19 protein-coding genes are annotated in these 17835 nt (G+C 69.0%); 7 read left to right on the forward strand and 12 right to left on the reverse strand.

The window, feature by feature from the left end; all coding sequences use genetic code 11:
• The first annotated feature begins 7 nt into the window (after positions 1 to 7).
• Complete coding sequence (locus WC971_06725) at positions 8 to 751, forward strand: ABC transporter permease (GenBank protein ID MFA5844506.1); 744 nt, start codon at positions 8 to 10, stop codon at positions 749 to 751.
• A gap of 30 nt (positions 752 to 781) precedes the next feature.
• Here WC971_06725 and WC971_06730 read toward each other — a convergent pair whose 3' ends face one another.
• From WC971_06730 to nifV, 3 genes are read right to left on the reverse strand one after another with little or no spacing between them, the layout of a single operon-like run.
• Entirely contained in the window at positions 782 to 1282 is a 501-nt protein-coding gene (locus tag WC971_06730) for a 3-isopropylmalate dehydratase small subunit (protein MFA5844507.1), read from the reverse strand.
• The gene (locus WC971_06735; GenBank protein MFA5844508.1) at positions 1279 to 2562 is read right to left on the reverse strand and encodes a 3-isopropylmalate dehydratase large subunit; all 1284 of its coding nucleotides are present in this window, start codon (positions 2560 to 2562) and stop codon (positions 1279 to 1281) included. Before WC971_06735 ends, WC971_06730 begins: the two co-directional genes overlap by 4 nt.
• A gap of 17 nt (positions 2563 to 2579) precedes the next feature.
• A complete protein-coding gene (gene nifV / locus WC971_06740; GenBank protein ID MFA5844509.1) occupies positions 2580 to 3761 on the reverse strand; it encodes a homocitrate synthase in 1182 nt (393 codons plus the stop codon).
• Positions 3762 to 3914: 153 nt separating this feature from the next.
• Here nifV and WC971_06745 point away from each other — a divergent pair, with 153 nt between their 5' ends.
• Positions 3915 to 5087, forward strand: coding sequence for an acetoin utilization protein AcuC (locus WC971_06745; protein ID MFA5844510.1), 1173 nt, complete (start codon positions 3915 to 3917; stop codon positions 5085 to 5087).
• Positions 5088 to 5094: 7 nt separating this feature from the next.
• Here the strand turns inward: WC971_06745 and WC971_06750 are convergent, their stop codons facing one another.
• From WC971_06750 to WC971_06770, 5 genes are read right to left on the reverse strand one after another with little or no spacing between them, the layout of a single operon-like run.
• The gene (locus WC971_06750; GenBank protein MFA5844511.1) at positions 5095 to 5817 is read right to left on the reverse strand and encodes a YgjP-like metallopeptidase domain-containing protein; all 723 of its coding nucleotides are present in this window, start codon (positions 5815 to 5817) and stop codon (positions 5095 to 5097) included.
• Position 5818: 1 nt separating this feature from the next.
• On the reverse strand, positions 5819 to 8011 hold the full coding sequence (locus WC971_06755; protein ID MFA5844512.1) for a S8 family serine peptidase: 2193 nt from the start codon (positions 8009 to 8011) through the stop codon (positions 5819 to 5821).
• 57 nt (positions 8012 to 8068) lie between these two features.
• Entirely contained in the window at positions 8069 to 10282 is a 2214-nt protein-coding gene (gene rlmKL, locus WC971_06760; protein MFA5844513.1) for a bifunctional 23S rRNA (guanine(2069)-N(7))-methyltransferase RlmK/23S rRNA (guanine(2445)-N(2))-methyltransferase RlmL, read from the reverse strand.
• A gap of 17 nt (positions 10283 to 10299) precedes the next feature.
• A complete protein-coding gene (locus tag WC971_06765) occupies positions 10300 to 10554 on the reverse strand; it encodes a hypothetical protein (protein ID MFA5844514.1) in 255 nt (84 codons plus the stop codon).
• A gap of 8 nt (positions 10555 to 10562) precedes the next feature.
• Positions 10563 to 11363, reverse strand: a complete 801-nt coding sequence (locus WC971_06770) for an NYN domain-containing protein (GenBank protein ID MFA5844515.1) — start codon at positions 11361 to 11363, stop codon at positions 10563 to 10565.
• A gap of 104 nt (positions 11364 to 11467) precedes the next feature.
• On the opposite strand from WC971_06770, the gene WC971_06775 reads away from it, so the two are divergent.
• Both WC971_06775 and WC971_06780 read left to right on the forward strand, forming a co-directional pair.
• A complete protein-coding gene (locus WC971_06775; GenBank protein ID MFA5844516.1) occupies positions 11468 to 11782 on the forward strand; it encodes a ribbon-helix-helix protein, CopG family in 315 nt (104 codons plus the stop codon).
• Positions 11779 to 12189, forward strand: a complete 411-nt coding sequence (locus WC971_06780) for a type II toxin-antitoxin system VapC family toxin (GenBank protein MFA5844517.1) — start codon at positions 11779 to 11781, stop codon at positions 12187 to 12189. The genes WC971_06775 and WC971_06780 overlap by 4 nt, the downstream gene beginning before the upstream one ends.
• Positions 12190 to 12198: 9 nt before the next feature.
• Here the strand turns inward: WC971_06780 and WC971_06785 are convergent, their stop codons facing one another.
• A complete protein-coding gene (locus tag WC971_06785; GenBank protein MFA5844518.1) occupies positions 12199 to 13242 on the reverse strand; it encodes a hypothetical protein in 1044 nt (347 codons plus the stop codon).
• A gap of 121 nt (positions 13243 to 13363) precedes the next feature.
• Between WC971_06785 and WC971_06790 the strand changes: the two genes are divergently transcribed.
• Positions 13364 to 13939: a class I SAM-dependent methyltransferase gene (locus WC971_06790; GenBank protein ID MFA5844519.1), complete on the forward strand. Its 576-nt coding sequence runs from the start codon at positions 13364 to 13366 to the stop codon at positions 13937 to 13939.
• A gap of 239 nt (positions 13940 to 14178) precedes the next feature.
• Positions 14179 to 14769, forward strand: coding sequence for a hypothetical protein (locus WC971_06795; protein MFA5844520.1), 591 nt, complete (start codon positions 14179 to 14181; stop codon positions 14767 to 14769).
• 12 nt (positions 14770 to 14781) lie between these two features.
• On the opposite strand, the gene WC971_06800 is transcribed toward WC971_06795, so the two are convergent.
• Complete coding sequence (locus WC971_06800) at positions 14782 to 15357, reverse strand: flavodoxin family protein (protein MFA5844521.1); 576 nt, start codon at positions 15355 to 15357, stop codon at positions 14782 to 14784.
• Positions 15358 to 15476: 119 nt separating this feature from the next.
• On the opposite strand from WC971_06800, the gene WC971_06805 reads away from it, so the two are divergent.
• Complete coding sequence (locus WC971_06805; protein ID MFA5844522.1) at positions 15477 to 16823, forward strand: cyclic 2,3-diphosphoglycerate synthase; 1347 nt, start codon at positions 15477 to 15479, stop codon at positions 16821 to 16823.
• Here the strand turns inward: WC971_06805 and WC971_06810 are convergent.
• Positions 16813 to 17505 carry a PAS domain-containing protein gene (locus tag WC971_06810; GenBank protein ID MFA5844523.1) on the reverse strand — a complete coding sequence of 231 codons (693 nt, stop codon included), beginning with the start codon at positions 17503 to 17505 and terminating at the stop codon, positions 16813 to 16815. The genes WC971_06805 and WC971_06810 overlap by 11 nt on opposite strands.
• Positions 17502 to 17783, reverse strand: a complete 282-nt coding sequence (locus tag WC971_06815) for a hypothetical protein (protein MFA5844524.1) — start codon at positions 17781 to 17783, stop codon at positions 17502 to 17504. The genes WC971_06810 and WC971_06815 overlap by 4 nt, the downstream gene beginning before the upstream one ends.
• Between the last annotated feature and the right edge of the window lie 52 nt (positions 17784 to 17835).

The following is a 17835-nucleotide window of genomic DNA, read 5'->3' on the forward strand; positions in this document are numbered from 1 at the left end:
ATAGACGATGCTTCGTGCGCTCAAAGCCGAAGCGCTGAAGCTCAAGCGGTCGACCATGCCGCTGTGGACGGCGTTGACCGTGGTCTTGGCTCCCTCGTCGATCGTGCTCTCTCTCGTGTCGGTCGAGGGCGGCTTCGAGCGCACGACGTCCGCGTACTTCCTACAGGTCGGCCCCGGACTGCTCGCCAACTACGAAGGCGTCATGCTCTTCGGCCTCGTGGCCGCGTACCTGTTCGGACGGGAGTATTCCGAAGGGACCGCGAAGCACATGCTCACGCTCCCTATCCGGCGGGAGTACTTCGTGGTCGCGAAGGTGACGCTGCTCGCCGTGTGGGTACTCCTGCTGACGCTGCTGGCCGTGGCCGTCCAAGTGGCTTACGCGGCGATCCTCGGCCTGAAGGGGTTCGCGTGGGCGCACGTGGGCACCTGCCTCACCGACAGTCTGACGGTCGCACTGCTGATCTTCCTCACGCTCCCCATCGTCGCGCTGTTAGCAATGCTCGGCGAGGGCTACCTGCAGCCGATGATCTTCTCGGGCGTGATGGCGACCGCGGGGATGTCGCTCGCCTTCGCAGGATGGGAGCGATGGTTCCCGTGGGCGATGCCCGTCGGCGCCGCCGGCATCGTGCTCGGGCCGCCGATCGAGGTGCGCCCCCTCGTGCCCGCATCGTGGGCGATAGCGTTCGCGACCTTCGCGGTCGGGCTCGCAGCCGTCATCTGGTACGTCGATAACGCCGACAACACCGAGTGAGCGGCGTCGGTCGCCGCCGGATCCGGACGACTACAACCCGAAACCGCCGTGCTTCTTGAAGTGCTCGACGAGCCCGCCGTCGGCGAGCAGCTGCGCCATGACCGGCGGCAGCGGCGGGAACGGGATGTCGATCCCCTTCGTCACGTCGCGCACCACCCCCGACGCCAGGTCGAGCTCGAGCTCGTCCCCGTGGTCGATGAGGTCGGTGTCGCACTCCACGACCGGCAGGCCGGTGTTGATGGCGTTGCGATAGAAGATGCGAGCGAAGCTCTTGGCGAGCACCGCCTTCGTGTTGGAGTGGATGAGCACGAGCGGCGCCTGCTCCCGGCTCGAGCCCATCCCGAAGTTCGAGCCCGCCACGAGGAAGCCACCGTCCGGCTTGACCTTGGCGTGGTACTCGGGGTCGAGCTCCTCCATGGCATGGACCGCCATGGCCTCCATGTCGGCGGACTTGAACTTGTACTTGCCCGAGATGATGTAGTCGGTGTTGACGTCGTCGCCGAACTTGAACGCGCGGGCGGAAAGCGTCATCGGGCGTCCCCTCCAGCGAAGTGCTTGCGCGGGTCGGTGATACGGCCCTCGATGACGGAAGCGGCCACGGTGGCCGGGCTGCCCAGGTAGACGAAGGCGTTGCTGTTGCCCATGCGGCCCTTGAAGTTGCGGTTCGCCGTCGAGATGACGTTCTCGCCGTCGGACGGCACGCCGTTGTGAGTGCCGACGCACGGCCCGCACCCGGGCGTGACGACCGCGGCGCCCGCCTCCACGAGTGTGCGGATGTGCCCCGCCTCCATCGCGTCGAGGTAGACCTGCCGGCTCGCCGGGGCGACGATGAAGCGCACGTCGGGATGGACCCGCTTCCCGGCGAGGATCCGCGCGGCGATGGCGAGGTCCTCGAGACGCCCGTTCGTGCACGTGCCGAGGAATCCCTGCTGGATCTCAGTACCCTCGACCTCGCCGATCGCGACGGCATCGTCGACGCTGTGCGGCTTCGCGATCATCGGCGTGAGCGCCGACGCGTCGATCGCGATCGTGGAGACGTAGACGGCGTCCGCGTCCGGGTCGACCGGACGCAGGGAGCGCGGAGAGCGGCCCTCGTACCAGGCGAGCGTCTTCGCGTCGGCGCGCATGAGGCCCGCCTTCGCGCCGACCTCGATCGCCATGTTGGAGATGGTCATGCGGGCCTCGACGGAGAGCGCGTCGATGACCGGGCCGTCGAACTCCAGAGCCTTGTACGTCGCGCCGTCGGCGCCGATGAGACCGGCGATGTGCAGGATGAGGTCCTTGCTGAACACGCCATCCGGAAGAGCGCCCGTGACCGTGAAGCGCATCGTCTCCGGCACCTTGAACCACAGCTTGCCCGCGGCCATCGCCGCGGCGCCGTCGGTCGAGCCGACGCCCGTGGAGAAGACGTTGAGCGCGCCGTAGGTGCAGGTGTGGCTGTCGCAGCCGACCATGAGGTCGCCCGGCACGACGTGCCCCTGCTCCGGGATCAGCTGGTGGCAGACGCCGCACCCGATGTCGTAGACCTTCGCGCCGGTCCTCTTGCCGAAGTCGCGCATGATCGTGTGGAGCGCGCTCACGCCTTCGAGCGGGCTCGGCGAGCTGTGGTCGATGACGAGGGCGACCTTCTCTGGGTCGAAGACGCGCTCGACGCCCATCCGCTCGAGCGCTCGGATGGCGAGCGGGGACGTGCCGTCCTGCCCCATGACGAAGTCGACGTCCGCGACGACTATGTCGCCCGCGCGAACGTCCGTGCCGGAGTGTGCCGAGAATATCTTCTCGGCGATGGTCTTACCGGGGATGACGACCACGCCCTCTCGAAAGGAGCTCAGGCCTTCGCCGCCTTCGCGGCCTTCGCCTTCTCCGCCTGCATGTCCTTGTAGATGTAGATGAGCTCCTTGTCGAAGAGCGACCGCTTGAGCTCGACGGCCATCTGGCGCACCCGGGTCAGCATATCGGCCGCCTCCTCGGGTGTCAGCTCGAGACCGTACTCGGAGAACTTGAGCAGGATCGCCTTCGAACCGGAGTGCTTGCCGACGACGATCTGCCGCACGAGCCCGACCTCGTCGGGGCTGAAGACCTCGTACGTCTTCGGGTTCTTGATGACGCCGTCCGCGTGGATGCCGCTCTCGTGGGCGAACATGCCCGTCCCGATGATCGACTTCCAGACGGGGACCGTGCGCCCGGCGGCGGCCGCGACGTACTCGCCGAGCTCGCGGAAGCGCTTCGTGTCGAACGGCAGCTCGAGGTCCTCGATGTACTTGAGCGACATGATGACCTCCTCGAGCGCGGCGTTGCCCGCCCGCTCGCCGAGGCCTCCGACCGTCGTGTTGACCCACGTCGCGCCGCCGTGGATGCCTGCGAGAGCGTTCGCGACGGCCATGCCGAAGTCGTTGTGCGTGTGCATCTCGATCTCGATGCCGGTCTCCTCGCGCACGTGCTTGATGAGCGAGTACGTGCGGAACGGCTCCATCACCCCGATGGTGTCGCAGAAGCGCAGGCGGTCGGCGCCCTCCTCCTTCGCGGCTCTCGCGTAGTCACAAAGGAAGCCGATCTCCGTGCGGGACGCATCCTCGGCGTTTACCGAGATGTAGACGTCGGGCTTGATCGACTTCGCGTGGGCCACGCAGTCGCGGATGGTCTTGATGACCCACGGGCGGTCCTTCTGGAGCTTCGTCTCGATGTGTATGTCGGATGTCGCGAGCGAGATCGCGATGGCATCCACGCCGCAATCGAGGGACGTGGAGATGGCGTCCTTGTTCGCGGGGTTCCATCCGAGGACGGACGCGCGCAAACCGAGGTGGGCGATCTCCTCGATGACCGCGCGCTCGTCGCCGCCCATCGTCGGGATGCCCGCCTCGATCTGGTCGACGCCGATCTCGTCGAGAAGTCGCGCGATGCGGATCTTCTCCTTGTTGGCGAAGACGACGCCGGCGGTCTGCTCGCCGTCACGCAACGTCGTGTCGTCGATGCGGACGGTCGCGTGACCGAGCTTGCTCTCTACCGGCATGTTGTACGCGATGGTCGATTCCACGGAAGCGTTCCTCCTATCGGACCTTGCACTACCCGCATCGCGGACGGCGTCAGGCCTACCCGGTGACCGGGGTGCGGAAAGTTCGAAGCCATAGTGTACGGCACGGAGCCGAGACGCGACAATCGGTCCATGGAAGAGACGCGGACCACCGCGACCCTCGTGTGGTCGCCGGAGACGGCACGCTACGACTTCGGGGCCGGACACCCCCTCGCTCCGGTCCGCGTGACGCTCGCGGTTGCGCTCATGCGCGCGTACTCGCTGCTCGGACCCGAGGGGCCGGTCGCGGTCGTGGCGCCCCGTCCCGCGAGCCGTGACGAGCTCGCCGCGGTCCACGAGGACGCGTACCTGGAAGCGGTGCGCGAGGCCGCCGCCGACCCCGCCGGTTTCGAGCCGCGCCGCGGCGTCGGAGACGCGGACGACCCCGCCTTCCGCGGCATGGACGAAGCGGCGGCGCTCGTCGCGGGCGGCTCGATCGTCGCGCTCGAGACCGTGCTCGGCGGCGGCGCGACGAGATCCTTCGCCGTCGCGGGAGGCCTCCACCATGCGCACGCCGGGAGGGCGGCGGGCTTCTGCGTCTACAACGACCCCGCCGTCGCGATCGCGGCCGCGCTCCGGCGCGATCCAGCGCTCCGCGTCGCGTATCTCGACATCGACGCCCACCACGGCGACGGCGTGCAGGAGGCGTTCTGGGACGACCCGCGCGTCATCACCGTCTCGATCCACGAGTCGGGAGCCTACCTCTTCCCGGGGACAGGCGACGCCAGCGAGACCGGCGGCGAGAAGGCCCGCGGCAGCGCCGTCAACGTGGGGCTGCCCCCCTTCGCGGACGACGCGTGCTACGCCGCCGTCTTCGACGAGATCGTCGAGCCGGTCGTCGGCGCCTTCTCGCCCGACGTCATCGTCGCGCAACTGGGATGCGACGCGCACCACGCCGACCCGCTCACGCACCTCTCGATGACGCTGCCGGGATACCTCTCGCTCGTCGGTCGCATCGTCGCGCTCGCCGATTCCGCCTGCGCCGGCCGGCTCGCCGCGCTCGGCGGCGGCGGATACGGCGTCCTCGACATCGTGCCGCGCGCTTGGGCCGCGGCGATGGCCCGTATCGCCGATGTCGGCCTGCCGCAGGAGCTGCCCGGGGTCTGGCTCGCCGAAGCCGCCGTCCACGGGAGGGTACCGGGCGCGACCCGCCTCACCGAGGACGCGCACGAAGGGTCCGGTCAGCGCGCGGAGGCGGCGCTAGCCGAGACCCGGCGCGGCATCACCCGCACGCGCGAGGCCCTCTCGGGGCGCTGGGCGCTCTAGGAGCGGCTCACCCCGCGCGGCCGCGCTGCGCCCAGGCGGGCACGTGCTCCCAGCCGCGCCGCAACTCGCGCGCGTGTCGACGCGCGTGCAGGTCGTGCGCGCACAGCAGTGCGTGGAACGCGGGCGAGTGGTCGAGCCGCGCGGTGTGCGCGAGTTCGTGGAGGACGACGTGGCGCACGAGCGGCGCGGGAAGGAAGAGCAGCGCGCGGTTGAGGGTGACCGTCCCGGCGGCGGAACAACTCCCCCACCGCCCGCGCTGACCGCGCACGCGCACGGCCGCGCACGACATCCCGCTGTCCGCCGACGCCGTCCCCACCGCATCCCGCAGTCGGGGCCCGGCCGCCCGCTGCAGCCACCTCGCGAGAGCGTCGAGGCACGCCTGGGCATCGTCGACGGCACCCGAGACGACGATCCTCCCGTCGCGCTCGCGGACACGTACGTCGCGGGCGGCCGAGGGCGCGTACGCGACCTCCCAACGCTCGCCAGTCGCGGCGAACTCCACCTCGACGGGGAGCACGTCCGCGACCTGAGCCGTGAACACGGTGCGCCGCTCCGCCACTCGCGCCAGAGCGCGCTCGATCCACGGGCCTTGCTCGGCGAGGACGGCGGGCACGCGGGAGAGCGGGAAGCGCGGCGGCACGACGACCACGAGCCCCTCGCGGGAGGTCACCTTGAGTCGCACGCGTCGCGCCCTGAGGCTGACGCGGACCGTGTGCTCGGGAAGCGTCACGTCAGCGTGCGGAGACGTACCGGTACGACGACCACGTGGACGTGTACGCCGCGCCGGTGAAGTAGGCCCTCACGCGCCACGTCCCCGTGTACGGGAGCGAGACGTAGACGGCGCAACGCGCGACACCGCTCGAGTTCGTGCCGTACGCCCACACGGTCTTGCGCAAGACCCAATGACCGCTCTGGTAGCGGTACCAGTAGAGCCGGACCGCGCTCCTCGCCCTGGCGGGAACGGCCGGGCGCAGGTCGGTGTAGGCGCGGAACAGGACGCCGTGCCTGGGCGTCGACGGAGCGACCGGGGTCGTGAGTGAGACCTTCGGCGTGACGGCGACCGCCACGCTGGTACCGGTGAGGAAGACGTCGCTCCCAGCGAACACGGCGCGATACCAGGTGCGGGACGACGGCCTGACCCGCGTCGAGAAGTAGCCGCCGATCGAGGACGTCTGCAGCGTCGTCACCGTCGACCACCTGACGCGGTCGGCCGACGACTCCACCCGCACGGGCATCGCCGCGAGGGCCGTCCCGGACGTGTCGTGGAGCGTCCCCGAGAGCGTGACGTACGCGGCGTACGACGGCGCCGCGCTCGAGACCGAGAGTGTCAGCGTGGTGCCGACGGACACGACCAGCCCTAGGTCGTCGACGTGTACGGCATAAGACCCGCCCGCCTCGAAGTCGTCGACGTTCAGCAGGTAGTAGACGCCGTCGGCGGGTGCGGTCCACGTGATCGAGGAAGAACGGTCGACGCCGACGTCCACGTCGTCCGAACCGGAGAGGACGGTCGTGCGGTCGCCGGCCAGAAGTGTGAGGACGGTGTCGGCGCCGCCGAACACCTCGGTCCACACGTGATAGCGATGCCCTGCGGAAGCCTCGAACGAGACCGCATCGGTCTCCCCGATGGGTGCGCTCGTGTGCTGCGCGACGGTACCCGCTACCTGAGGCTTCGCCTCCGCGAGGGAGTCGTCGGACTCGTAGGCGTCACGTGGCACCGTGGCGGTGAGCGACTCGGGGACCTGCAGCCTGCCCCATCCATAGGCGGGGTCCCAACCTGGATCGCCGAGATCGAGAGCCGAGCGGCACAGTTCGTCCCGGACCTCCGCCGAGGACGAGTCCGGTCGCACGGACCGCACGAGGGCAGCGGCGCCCGAGACGAACGGCGTCGCCATCGACGTCCCGAACTTGATCCCGTACGTGCTTCCCGACGCCAAGGTCCAGTTGGTCGAGTAGATACTCTCGCCTGGGGCGACCAGATCCACCCCGGAGCCATGGTTCGAATACGAGGAGACCACGTCAGCCGAGCTGCTCGAGCCGATGCCGAGGACGCCGTACTCGCTGGCGGGATAGAGCACCGACTGTGCTCCCTCGTTGCCGGCAGCCGCGACGAGCACGACCTGTCGGCTGAGCGCGTACTGGACAGCACCCCGCACGGGATCGTCCACGCTGTGGTCTCCGCCGAGGCTCATGTTGATGACGTCTGCGCCGTGATCCGCCGCGTAGCGGATCGCCTGAGCCAGCGCGAAGGTATCACCGACCGCCTGATCGGTGAGCCGGTCGTAGCGCAGCACGCGCAGCGGCATGATCTTGACGGTGGGCGCGACGCCGGCGACACCGACCCCGTTGTCCGTCGTCGCGGCGATGATCCCCGCGACGTGCGTCCCGTGGCCGAAGTCGTCCTGCGGCACCGTGTCGTGATCCATGAAGTCGTATCCGGGGACGAGCCGGTCCACGAGGTCGGGATGGGTCAGGTCGACGCCCGAGTCGAGCACCGCGACGACGACGGCCGGATCCCCGGTCGTGGTGTCCCACGCCCGCGTCGCGCCGACCTTCGTCAGTCCCCACTGCTGCGGGAAAGCGGGGTCGTTCGGGAAGAAGGCGGCGACGTAGCGACGGTTGACCTGCGCGAGTGCCACGCCTGCGGCGTCGCCCAGCTGGGCCGCGAGTTCGGAGGCACTCGTACCCGCCGGCGGCTTCGCGACGAGCAACCTCGCGGCCGTTCCCGTCTCGACGACGGTCGCACCGGCGGCACGAACAGCGGCCGCGACCGTCGCGGTCGGCGTCGAGCGGTCGGGTACCACCACGACGGTCGAGCCTGCGAGCGACGCCTGCGGCACAGCGCCGGCTGCCGCCGACGAGAACGGCACCATCAGCGCGACGAGCGCCAGCACGAGCGCGAAGACGATGGGCGCGCGGGAACGCACGGGCTTCCTCCAGGCATGGTGTGGCTTCGGTCCCATCGTAACAGCAAGACGCATGCCCTAGAGCACCGGTCTCCGGATCAGGAAGCACGCGTGCGCCTTCGGATCGCGCGCGAAGTCCGGCGGCAGCATCGCCGCGGAGACGTCCTCCAAGCTCAGGCCCGCGCTCGCGAGAGCGTCCGTGTCGAGGCGGAAGCGACGACCATTCGTCGAGAAGACGAGCACGCCGTCGTTCTCGAGCAGGGACGCCGCCGCGATGACGAGTCCCGCATGGTCACGTTGGATGTCGAGCGAACCGCCCGGCATGCGCTTGCTGTTCGAGAACGTCGGCGGGTCGAGGAGGATGAGCCCGAACCGGCCTCCAGCGGCCGCCGCGTCGCGCGAGGCAGTCTCCAGCCAGGTCACGCAGTCCGCGGCGAGGGTGCGATGCCCGGGCTCGCCGAAGCCGTTGCGCGCGAGGTTGCGCCGGGCTCGTTCGAGGTACGTCTTCGAGAGGTCGACCGAGAGCGTCGACACGGCTCCACCGGCCGCCGCGCAGACACTCGCCGCGCCCGTGTACGCGAAGAGGTTGAGGAAGCGCTTCCCGCGCGCCATGTCGCGAACGAGAGCGCGCACCGGGCGATGGTCGAGGAAGAGCCCTACGTCGAGGTAGCCGGTCATGTCGACGAGGAAGCGCAGTCCGCCTTCGCTCACTTCGCGCACGGTGTGGACGCCACGAACCTCGTACTGCGACGCGCCGCGCTGGCGGCGCCTCCGCTTGAGGACCACTCGCTCGCGAGGCACATCGAGGACGCCGGGCAGCGCCGAGAGCGCTTCGTCGAGGCGGCGCGCCGCGGAGACGGGATCGATCGTGGCCGGAGCTTCGTACTCCGCCACGAGGAGCCAGACCTCGGTCTCCTCGCCGCCCTCGGGCGCCACCGTCTCGTAGCGGTCGATCGCGAGCGCGTACTCGGGCATGTCGGCGTCGTACACGCGCCAGCAGGTCACGCCCTCCTTGCGCGCCCACTTGCCCAGGCGCTTCACGTTCTTGCGGATGCGGTTCGCGAACATCTCCGCGCCGTCGGAGAGGGCTGGGGAGGGGGAGCCGCTCCTGGCCTCCGCCTCCGCCATGTGTATCTCGAAGGTCAGCAGCGTGCAACGGAGCGCGCCGTTGTAGAGGGTGCCGGTGCGCTCGGGCCGCATGCCGAATCGGCCGCCGAGCGTGGGGTCGCCCAGCAGCACGGCGGCGCGCCAGCCCGGGAAGTGGCGCTTGAACCTCTCGCCGAGCGTGGCGTAGAGCGCCTCGGCGTCGCGCTCGTCGCCGAGCCTCTCGCCATACGGCGGGTTGGCGACGACGAGTCCCGGGAGCGCGCCCTCGGGAGGCTCGAGCGCGGCGGCGTCGCCGACCGCGACGGCGACCACGCCCTCGAGTCCCGCGCGTCTCACACAGGCGCGGGCGATGTCCACCGCGCGGGCATCAGCGTCGGAGCCCGCGACGACCGGGATCGACCGCGACCCGGCTTCCCTGCGCTCGCGCGCTTCGTCGACGATCGCCTCCCAGGCCGCGACGTCGTGCCCGAGCCAGCCGGAGAAGCCCCACCGGTCGCGGAGCAGTCCCGGCGCGACGTCCCCCGCCATCCACGCGCCCTCGATCAGCAGAGTCCCCGACCCGCACACGGGGTCGACGAGCGCCCCGCCGCGCGCGGCGACCTCCGGCCAGCCCGCGCGCACGAGGATCCCGGCGGCGAGCGTCTCCTTCAGAGGAGCGCCTATCTGGACCCCCGGCTCGCGGTAGCCGCGCCTGTGCAGCGCCTCCCCCGCGAGGTCGATCGAGACCGTCGCCATGTCGTCCTGGAGGTGGAGAGAGATCCGCACGTCCGGTCGCGCGAGGTCGACGCTCGGACGCGTCCCGCAGCTGTCGCGGAACCGGTCGACGACGGCGTCCTTGACCACCTGCGCGGCGTAGCGCGTGTGCGTGAGAGCCGAACGCAGACTCGTGGCGTCGACGGCGAGCGTGCCGTCGACGTGAAGGTGGTCCTCCCACGACAGCTCCCGCACACCCTCGTAGACCGCCTCGGGCGTCGGCGCCGGGAAGGTCACCAGCGGGAGAAGGACGCGGCTCGCGACTCGGGACCACAGGCAGGCGCGGTACGCGATGTCCAGCGTCCCGGCGAACGACGCTCCAGCGCGCGCCTCGCGGACGTCATCGGCGCCGAGCGCGGAGAGCTCTTCGGCGAGGACGTGCTCGAGCCCCTTGGGCGCCGTCGCGAAGAAGGGGTGTGTCCGGGCTCCCATGCCGCTCCCCGGGGGACTCAGCTGTTCGGCCCGTGGCAGGACGGACACTTCTTCGGGTCGCGACCGTAGTGGGACTTCGCCTTCGCGTCGTGGCAACCGCGCCCGGTGCACGTCATGGCGTCCCAACCCTTGTGAGCCGACGTGAGCTTAGGCGGCGGACTCGACCCGAAGTAGACGACGACGGCGAATGCGACGGCAAGCAGCGCGAACCCGGCTATCGCCCAGACCTTGCGGGCGCGCGGCAGCGCCTGGAACTCGTCGACGACCCCCACCGCGCCGCCTACTTCTTGTCCGTGAACCCGGCGACGACGTAGGTGCCGGAGCGCTGGTCGACGCGCAGGCTCACGAGGCCGAGCTTCTCGGCGTCCTCGAGCAGCGCCGAGAACGTGCGGTAACCGTAGCTCGACTCGGAGAAGGCCGGCTGCTTGCGCTTCATGGTGTCCTTGATCAGCGAGGAGTACATGACGTCCTTGTTCTCGCGCTGCAGCGCCTGGATCGAATCGACCAGAAGCCGCATCGCGGGACGCTGCGTCTTCGGTATCGCCTCGGCGGTGACGGACGGCGCGGCCGGGCCCTTCCCGAGGTCCTCGTAGAAGATGAACTCGTCGCAACTCGCGGCCAGCAGGTCGCTCGTCGACTCCTTCATACCGAGGCCGATGACGGACTTGCCGTTCTCTTTGAGCTTCGCCACGAGAGGCGTGAAGTCGGAGTCGCCGGAGACGATCACGAACGTGTCGACGTGCTCCTTGCTCCAGCACAGGTCCATCGCGTCGACGACGAGCTGGATGTCGGCGTGGTTCTTGCCGGTCTTGCCGCGCTCGGGGATCTCCATCATCTGGATGCCGGAGTCGTGCATGATCACGCGGTACTTCTCGAAGCGGCCCCAGTCGGCGTAGGCGCGCTTGATGATGACCTTGCCCTTCTCCACGAGCCGCTCGAGGATCGCGGCCACGTCGAGCATCCCCGGATCGCCCTTCTTGCGCCGCGGCGTCCTGCCGCCGCCGTTGCCGTCGCGCTCGAAGCCGAGCGCGAGGTTCTCGAAGTCTATGAACACAGCAAGGCTGTGTGCTTCGTCAGCCATGTCGATGCCTCCCGATAGTGGTATCTCCCCATCCGACTATGACACAGGCGACGCGAGTTGACACCGCCTCCGCCGCGTCGATATCATCGGTCATACCGAACGGTATGAACAGAAAGGTGTGGGCGATGGTCAAGAAGAAGGTCGCCGTCGCGATCTCGGACCTGATCCTCGAAGGGGTCGACGAATACGCCGCCCTGGCCGGCGTGAGCCGGAGTTCCGTCATCCAAGAGGCCGCCGCCGACTACCTGACCCGTCATAAGAGCCGCGCGGAGCGCGAGCACTACCTCGCCGGCGCGAACGCCGCGTTCGAAGACATGCTGCGTTTCGCCGACGAGCGTGCGAAAGACCCGGCCTGCGCGGACGAGCCTTCGAGCCTGGAGATCCTCCGGTCCCTGCGCGGCACGTCGCACGCGCGATGACCGCGGACCCCGAGGTCTGCGTGCTCGACGCGTCCGCGGGCGTGAAGTGGTTCCGGGACGAGCCCGGCTCGAGCGAGGCGCGCAGACTTCTCCGTCGCCACATCGACGGCGAGGCGATCATCGCGGTCGACACCCTCTTCATGTACGAGGTGATGGCGGTCTGCGCGCGCGACCGGGCGCCAGAGGACGTCATGCGGGTCTGGACCGACCTGGAACACTTCAGCCTGGCGGTGGTCCCGCTCGGCGAGCGCCTGGTCGGCGCCGCCGCACAGCAGCGCTATCGGCTCGAATGCTCGCTGTATGACGCGTTCTCGGCGGGACTGGCGTCGTTGCTGAACGCAACCTTGTACTCGGCCGACGCGAAGGCCCACGGACGGTTCGAACGCGTCCGGATCCTAGACGCTTGACCGCCCGCCTTACCTGCAGTTGATGTCGAGAGCCCCGCTCGTCGTGGCGAGGTGCAGGCCGTCGGCCGGACTCGACGCGACGATGCGCCACAATCCCCGCGAGGCGAGCGTGACATCGATCTGGAACAGGCTCCGCGTCGCGTCCGCGTAGGGGGCGATCATCGTCGGCACCGTGCGCGAGTAGGTCCAGCGTCCGGTCCATCGGTAGAAACGCAGACTCACGATCCGGCTGCCGATCGGGTGCAGCGGCTTCAGATAGCCGTTCACGCGGAAGCGGCGCCCGGCGACGACGACCGACGGGGCGTACGGCCCCGCGATGTAGGGCCTCACCGTCACCGCGACCGTCGGCGAGGAGATCACGCCGGGCGCGATGAGGTTGTAGATCGCGGCGCGGTCGGGCACGGTCCTGAAGGAGAACGCTCCTTCGTCATCGGAGAGACGCCCCTCGATCACGTACCAGTGCCTGCCGGAGTCCGTCGAGCGGAAGAGGCGCACCGGCAACCCCTGCGCCGGGCCGAACTCGTCGTCCAGCGTGCCCGCGAAGACGGTGGCGTTCCCCCCGGTCACGACATTGGTGGCTGCCGTCGAGGGGGAGACAAGGTGCAGCGCCGAAGCCGACCTGTACGGGCCGACGCTGACGGTGAGCGTGTAGGCGCCCCGGCCCGAGAACGCGTAGACGTCGATCGAGTACACGCCCGCCTTCGCGGGGTTCTCCACGTAGAAGTAGAGCGCCTCGGCCGAGGTGGAGGTCCCGTTCGAGAGGGCCACACCGTAGCTGGAAGCGAGGTTCGTCGTGTCGGGCGAATGCAGGTAGATGTCGAAGTCGGTGCGCGCGGCCCCGGTGAGGGAGACGATGATCTGCTGCCCGGTGAGCAGCGGTACGGAGTGGACGTCGTGACGATCGACGCGCGCATCCAGCGTGCCCGTCACGACGACCGTCGACCCGGCGGGCAGAGGCACGCCGGGCAGCGCGTCGTCCGGTCCCGGCACGGCCGCCGCGAGGCTGCCGGACCAGAACAACGCCATCGCGACGAGCACGGCGACCATTAACATACGCGAACGTACCGACACCACCTTGTAGCTCCTTCCAGGGACATCCGTCCGATGCGGCACGGACCCTGCTAGCATAGCCCGTACCGACACGCCCGACGACCGGCTTTCAGGCAGGAGCGACGTGAGCGCGCATCGGTTCGATCTAGCGATGATGGACAGACTCGACGACCCCGAGCGCCTCGACGACCTTCGCCCCGACGTCATGTGGGCGGCGTTCGCCCTTCTCGACGCTCGCGTCCTAGTGGAGATCGGCGCCGGCACCGGCCTCATCTCCGCCGCCATCTCCGCCTTCGCGCCCGGCGCGACCGTCTACGCCGCCGACATCGCGCCCGAGATGGTCTCGCGCATGCGCGAGCGCCTCTCCCGGACCACTCTCGAGCGGGTCGTCCCCGTGCTCTGCGGCGAGACGTCGGTCCCGCTGCCCGACGGCATCGCGGACGGCGTCTTCCTCGTGAACCTCCACCACGAGCTCGACCACCCCGTTGCGGTGCTGCGCGAGGCCTTCCGGCTCCTGCAGCCGGGTGGACGGCTTCTCGCCGTCGACTGGAAGAAGGAGAAGACGCCCCACGGCCCTCCCGTGGAGGCGCGTGTCGCGCTCTCCGACATCGAGACGGACGTGGTCGCGGCCGGATTCGCCGGAGTCGAGCACCACGACGTCCTGCCCTACCACGAGGTCGTCACGGCCGGACGCCCGTAGGGGGCCTTCAGAACGCCCCGCGAGCGCTTCGATCCACTTCGCGAGACCGGGACCCCCCGACGAAGCGAGTACCGGTCCGCACTCGACCGTGACGGGGCGCACAATGGGGTAGTCCGCGAAGGGGACCTCCCGCTAACATGTGTGGACACGCATCTGGCGGCGGCAGGTCGGCGACAAGGCCGACCGTGCCGAGGGGACCAGGGGCGCATTTTTGTGCGCCGGAAAGGAGCAGACAAGAAGTGGGTGGTATCGGCGCGACCACCTATGTCTACTCCTATATCGCCTTCGCTGTCGTGTATGTCGCCTCCGCCCTGGCGTTCTCCATCGCGCTGCTGCGGATGCGCTCCATCTTCCGGGAGCTGACGCCCGCGTCGGACACCGACCCGCTGAGCGCCGAGGACCTCGTGGTCATGCGTGGATACCTGCACTTCGGCAGTCGTCTCCTCGACCTGGGCGGATACGCGATCCTCATCCCGTTCGCCTACCTCGCCGTGACTTTCGCGCTGGGCACGCTCGTCGCCGGGGGCCGTGTCCTGACCGCCTCGGTGTTGAACATGGCGTGGGCGTTACTCACGGGGGGCATGGGGATCGCGAGCCTCCTCCTCGCCATCTTCGCATCGAGGAACGCTCGGGCGCTCAAGCTGCTCTTCGAACAGAACCCCGAACACCGGATGCTCCACCAGCGCACGCTCCACGCCGTGCACAACCTGCGCCGCTGGTCGCTGCTGACGGTCGCCATCCTCTTGGGGACGTCGTTCTTCACCATCTGGAACATCGTCGCGGTCCTCGCGAACATCCAAGGCATCAGCGGAGCCGATTTCGCGCTCTAGCCCGCGTGCGCCTCAGCCGTGGAGTCGCTCGAGGGCCCAGGCCATGTTCTCGCCCAGGACGCGCATCGTCCGCAGCCCCTCCTCGTCGCCGGAGACCTCTCCCTTGTCGCGGCCGATGCCGACGTTCCAGTACGAAGAGCCCGGGACGACCATCTGGTTGATGAGGAAGAAGTGGTTGATCGTGTCGAACGCGTGGATCGCGCCGCCGCGGCGAACGGCCACCACGGCCGCACCGACCTTGCGGCGCAGCATCGCCCCGTTCGACATCGCGACGTAGCCGCAGCGGTCGATGAGCGCCTTGGTCTCGGAGCTGACGTCGGCGAAATACGTGGGGGTGGCGATGATGACGCCGTCGGCCTCGTCCATCTTCACGACGCACTCGTTGATCGCGTCATCGCGGCCGTGGCAGCGCCGGTCCTTCATCTCCCGGCACTTGAGGCAGGCGGTGCAGCCTCCGCACTTCTTGCCGGCCAACTGGACGAGTTCGCAGGCGATGCCCCGTTCCTCCAGCGGCTCGAAGACGGCTCGCACGAGAAGCGCTGTGTTCCCGTCCTTGCGTGCGCTCCCGCTGAAAGCGACGACCTTCATCCGGACTCCTCTCGTCGGCTGCGGCCATTCTAGCGCGCGCCCGGCCCGGCGTTCGCTGACTGCAAGTTGTAGAGGATAGAATGCATACATCGATTTAAAGCGGCTACCTAGGAGCCCAAGTGCAGCGTATCAGGACCGTGATAATGGGAGCGGCCGGACGCGACTTCCACGACTTCCAGACCGTCTATCGCGACGACCCCTCCACCGAGGTGGTGGCCTTCACGGCGACGCAGATCCCGGGTATCGACGGCCGGCGCTTCCCCGCCGATCTCGCCGGACCGCTCTACCCCGAGGGCATCCCTGTGCTCCCAGAGGACGACCTCGTGCGCCTCATCCGCGACGAGCATGTCTCGCGCGTGGTCTTCGCGTACTCCGACATGAGCCACATCGAGGTGATGCATCGCGCCTCGCTCGTGCTCGCGGAAGGCGCGGACTTCGTGCTCCTAGGCGCGGATCGGACCATGATCGCCGCGGACGTACCCGTCATCTCCGTCTGCGCCGTGCGCACGGGTGTGGGCAAGAGCGGCATCAGCCGCCGCGTATGCGACCTGTTGCGCGAGCGTGGACTGACCGCTGTCGACATCCGCCATCCGATGCCGTACCGCGAGCTCTCCCTCATGCGCGTCGAGCGCTACGGCAGCCTCGCCGACCTCGACGCCTACGGCTGCACCATCGAGGAGCGGGAGGAGTACGAACACCTCATCGAGGCGGGCATCACGGTCTTTGCCGGGGTCGATTACGAGGCGATCGTGAAGGCGGCGCAGGCCGAGGCCGACGTGATCGTCTGGGACGGCGGCAACAACGATCTTCCGTTCGTGCGGCCCGACCTCGAGATCGTCGCGATCGACCCGCACCGGCCCGGACACGAGCGCCTCTACCACCCCGGCGAGGCGAACTTCCTGCGCGCCGACGTCCTCGTCATCAACAAGGTCGATTCTGCACGTCCCGCCGACGTCGAGGCGCTTCGTGACACCGCCGCTCTCTTCAACCCGACTGCCACGGTCGTCCTGACCGACTCCCGCATCACCGTCGAGGACGGACCGGACCTGAACGGGAAGCGCGTGCTGGTCATAGAGGACGGTCCGACGCTCACCCACGGGGGGATGGCGTACGGGGCCGGCGCGCTCGCCGCGCGCGAGAGTGGGGCGACGCTGGTCGACCCCCGTCCGTACGCGGTCGGCTCCCTGCGAGGCGTCTTCGAAGCGTACCCGCACCTCACCGACGTACTGCCCGCGATGGGCTACTCCGCCGCACAGTTGACGGACCTCGAGCGCACCGTCGCAGCGACACCGTGCGACATCGTCGTCGTCGCCACCCCGATCGACCTCTCGCACCTCATCCGCATCGACACTCCGCACGTGAGGGTCGGCTACCTCGTCGAGGACCATGGCGATCCGACGCTCGGATCCGTCCTCGACGCCTTCCTCGCACGGACCGGACGCTCGGGAACGCGCGTCACTCCCTGAATCCGCTCCCGGTCTCCAGGAAGGCCACCACGCTACCCCCCAGCACCTCCGCGTCGTCCGCCAACGGCGCGACGCTCACCGCGAGCCGCGTCAGACGCCCGTCGGGCCATATCACCTCGATCGGCACATCGGACACAGCGACTCCCGATGCGACGATCCGCAGGTCCGGGTGCTCCTCCACATCGGGGATGCCCGCCGGACGGACCGTCCACCCCGGCGTGCGAAGCCACACGGAGTCCGGGTCGTCGGCGAGCCGGAGGACAGAGCGAGCGCGGTCGTTGGCGAAAGTCACGCGACCGGCCGGGTCGACGACCATGATCCCGGCGGGACTCGTCTCGACGATGCTCATCGTCAGTTCGTGGCTCTGCCGAAGCGCGCGCTGGTCTCGCGCGATGCCCTCGAAGCGGCGGGTCTCGGCCATCGAATGGACGAAGTACGCGAACAGCGGGAGGAAGAGCAGCTCGGCATAGTCCTCGAACCGGTCGAAGAACGCGATGACCCCGGTGTGCTCGAGCAGGTTCGAGATGCCTACGAACAGGTAGAGACCCATCGCCAAGGCGAGGAAGGTCTTCGACGTCGGGCTCACGAGCCCGGTCTTGCGCGAAGGAGCGACGAGCACCACGCCGAGAGCGACCCCGAACGCCACCGTGGAGACGACGTTCGCGAGGACGACCGCGTTCATCTCGACTCCTCGGGGTGACGGGCCGCCGACATGAGGCGGTGGCAGCCGATGGCGAACAACACTCCAGCCACGGCCAGAGACACGTGCTCGAGCAGATCGAAGAGATCGGGCAGAACGGGACCTTCGATGACCGTCGTCGTGTACGCGCAGGCCATCGCGGCGTAGGCCCAGAAGAACAAGTGCCTGCCGGGCATCCTCGCCCGATGGGCGAACAGCCCTATCACCGGGGCCAGGATCCACACGAGCAACAGGTTGACGATCTCGTTGTCCTGGTACACGATCCCCCTCTCCCCGCTGACCGCTTCCCCCGTGACGACCGATACAAGAAGT

This window comes from Coriobacteriia bacterium (assembly GCA_041658765.1).
Lineage (GTDB): Bacteria > Actinomycetota > Coriobacteriia > Anaerosomatales > JBAZZO01 > JBAZZO01.